Here is a 2,872-nt window from a genome sequence, read left to right as displayed (position 1 = left end):
GAAGACCCTCACCCTCCCACCGCTTCGCGGCGGGCCCCTCCCTCTCCCGCAGGCGGGAGAGGGGTTTCCGATTTACTTGAAGCTGGCGGCCTTATCGCCCGCGTCAGCTCGCACGAAGCAAGTGCCGCCCTTGGCGCGATAGCTCGCGCAAAGCTGTGCCGCGCCGGCGCGGTCGAACCCGCCGACCGACAGGCGATAGAAGTTCTTGCCGTTGACCGTCACCGACATGCCCGTGGGGGCATGACCGGCGAAGCCCGAATAAGCACGTGAGGCTCGGCCCCATGCATCGCGGGCAACGCCCGTGCTGTCATAGGCACCGAGCTGGACATAGAAATTGCCCTTGCTCACGCTGACCTTGGAAGCGCCCGGGGTGGTAGGAGCAACCATGGGTTTCACAAATGCTGCGGCCTTGATGGCCGATTTCGGAGCCTTGATCAGCGGCGCCTTGCTGCCGACCGCCGGCTGGACGGGCAGCGGCTGAACGACTTCGGCGCGCGGACCGAACACCACCGTGCTCACCGCCGGCGCGGCGGCGACGACAGGCGCGGGCGCGATCGTGCCGGCATCGACCGGCGCGGAAGCGGCTGCGACCTCGGCAGTGGCCTTGGGCATATAGGCATCGACCGGCGCGGGCGCGCTGGCGACGACCGGCGTGCTGGCGTTGAGCGCGAGCGCAACCGGCTGGCCGGGATCGGCCGCCGGCGTGACGCCGAGCAGAGCCGCGACCTGGTCGTAGCGCGATGCGGGACGCGCAAAGGCGGCCCATTCGGTGATCCGCTTGTCGGCATCGGTCGGCGACAGGTCCATGCCGGCGACCATGCGCGCGTCCTCCCAACGGCCAGCGAGCGCCAAGCTGAGCGCCAGATTCTGCCGCAGCTTGGCATCGGCACCCGGCTGTCTCGCGACCGGCAGCAAGAGATTGACCGCGCTCATCGGGTCGCCCGCGAGCGCCATCGCAAGGCCGCGGTCGCTGACCGGAATCGATCCCGAATTGCTGTCGAGAGTCTGGCGCGCTCCGGTCCAGTCGCCTTCGGCGATCTGGGCGAGTGCCATGTTGAGCGCGACCTTGCCATCGCCCGGCGACAGCGTCAGCGCATCATTGAACGTGGTGCGCGCCGAGGCAAAACGACCGGCGAGCAGATAGGCCTGGCCGAGCACGGCGCGATAGTCGGCGATTTGCGGACGGAGCTCGACCGCGGCCTCGGCCCAGCGCACGGCGGCGTTGCCCTGGCGGGCCGCCAGCGCCTTGCGTGCATTGGCAATATCCGTTGCCGCGGCAGTGTCATCGACCTGGCTCGACTTCGAACCGGCGAGTGCGGCGCCCTGATAGATGCCACCCAAAGCGGCGCAAAGCGCGACCGCCGAGAGGCCCATCGTCAATCGCTTCGACTTCATCGCAACGTCCCCCAATTCACCCCTTGACCCGTGTCGGCAGCTGGCGTGCCAGCTCGCCGACTTCGGGCAGCGATTCCAAAAAGGCGTCGAGCGCCCCGGTAACAATCTGTTGGGCCGAACGGCCACTGACCGCGCTGGCGAGGCGCAGCCGCAAATGGCGCTCCTCGTCCAGGCGCAAGGTGAAGGCCGCCTTGCTCTTGTGCTGCGTGGCACGGGCGATTCGGCCTGCCGCCGCGACCGAGACCGGACGCGGTTCGAACGTATCCGCCGCGACCGTCTTGACGACGACCTCCAGCTGCGGCGCCGGCGCTTCGACCAGACCTTCGGGTTCGTCCTCGACGGCTTCGTCGAGCACCGGCGGCTCGAATTCCTGCTTCAGCGCATGGCGTTGCGCCAGGACCGGCGGCACGCCCTCGGGCGGCGGCTGGATCTGGTCGTCCTCGTGCAGCGGATGGATGTCGGCCATCGGCTCGGGGATGTGCCCCATATCGTTCCAGCCGAGATCCTCGATCCCGGCCAACGAGGCATAGCCGCCGGTGAAACCCTGCGGACGCATCGCAGGACGCGCCTGACCCTTGCGGGCGAGCAGACCGGAGGACAAAGAGGCGAAAGGCTTGGGTTCGCTCATCATCGCGCCGCCCTCAGCTCATCACTCGGCGGCCGAAGCCACCAGCGCCGCCGGCCTGCGGACGCGCACCGAAACCTGGATGCATCGCGGTCGGCGCGGCGAAGACCGTGCGACGGAAATTCTTTTCGAGCCGATCGGAGATATAGGCCCACAGTTCGACCACTTCGGCGGCCGAGCGGCCCTTGGGATCGACTTCCATCACCGTGCGGCCGTCAATCATCGAGGCGGCGAAATCGGTGCGGTGGTGAATCGTGATCGGGGCGACCGTGCCGTGCTGCGACAGCGCGACCGCGGCTTCCGAGGTGATCTTGGCCTTGGGCGTCGCGCCGTTGACGACGAAGATCAGCGGCTTGCCCGCGCGCTCGCACAGATCGACCGTGGCGCCGACGGCGCGCAAGTCATGCGGGGACGGGCGCGTCGGAATGACGATCAGCTCGGCCACCTGGATGACGCTCTGGATCGCCATGGTAATGGCCGGCGGCGTATCGATCACCGCCATCTTGAAGCCCTGCTGGCGCAGTACTTCGAGATCGGCGGCGAGCCGCGCAACGGTGGTCTGGGCAAAGGCGGGAAATTCCGTTTCCCGCTCGTTCCACCAATCCGACAGCGAACCCTGGGGGTCGATGTCGATCAGCACGACAGGGCCGGCTCCGGCGAGCTGTGCCTGCACCGCAAGGTGCCCCGACAGCGTCGTCTTGCCCGATCCGCCCTTCTGCGATGCCATCGCGAGAACGCGCATTGATCCTATTACTCCCCGCTATTCGGGAAGCGAGGTGCCACGGGGCGAGCTAAGAACAGGTTAACGGCGTGATATTCAGTTGGGAGGCGAAACGATCTTGGAGTCCTTTT

The 2,872-nt window shown here is 67.4% G+C and carries 3 protein-coding genes; all 3 read right to left on the bottom strand.

Going from position 1 to position 2,872, the window contains the following annotated elements; all coding sequences use genetic code 11:
- Window positions 1-72: 72 nt before the first annotated feature.
- From SAS01S_RS21780 to SAS01S_RS21770, 3 genes are read right to left on the bottom strand one after another with little or no spacing between them, the layout of a single operon-like run.
- Window positions 73-1,395, bottom strand: a complete 1,323-nt coding sequence (locus SAS01S_RS21780; protein ID WP_066813295.1) for an SPOR domain-containing protein — start codon at window positions 1,393-1,395, stop codon at window positions 73-75.
- 16 nt (window positions 1,396-1,411) lie between these two features.
- Window positions 1,412-2,023, bottom strand: coding sequence for a hypothetical protein (locus tag SAS01S_RS21775; RefSeq protein WP_084239318.1), 612 nt, complete (start codon window positions 2,021-2,023; stop codon window positions 1,412-1,414).
- A 13-nt stretch (window positions 2,024-2,036) separates the two neighbouring features.
- Window positions 2,037-2,762, bottom strand: coding sequence for an AAA family ATPase (locus SAS01S_RS21770; protein WP_066813291.1), 726 nt, complete (start codon window positions 2,760-2,762; stop codon window positions 2,037-2,039).
- Window positions 2,763-2,872 lie beyond the last annotated feature (110 nt).

Origin of the sequence: Sphingomonas asaccharolytica NBRC 15499 (assembly GCF_001598355.1) — a bacterium.
GTDB classification, from domain to species: Bacteria; Pseudomonadota; Alphaproteobacteria; order Sphingomonadales; family Sphingomonadaceae; genus Sphingomonas; species Sphingomonas asaccharolytica.
This window is presented reverse-complemented; position numbering and strand designations above follow the sequence as displayed.

What these genes read in the sequence shown, in the direction of transcription:
- SAS01S_RS21780 (WP_066813295.1), bottom strand. Translation starts at nt 1,395, where the DNA reads ATGAAGTCGAAGCGATTGACGATGGGCCTCTCGGCGGTCGCGCTTTGC.
- SAS01S_RS21775 (WP_084239318.1), bottom strand. Translation starts at nt 2,023, where the DNA reads ATGAGCGAACCCAAGCCTTTCGCCTCTTTGTCCTCCGGTCTGCTCGCC.
- SAS01S_RS21770 (WP_066813291.1), bottom strand. Translation starts at nt 2,762, where the DNA reads ATGCGCGTTCTCGCGATGGCATCGCAGAAGGGCGGATCGGGCAAGACG.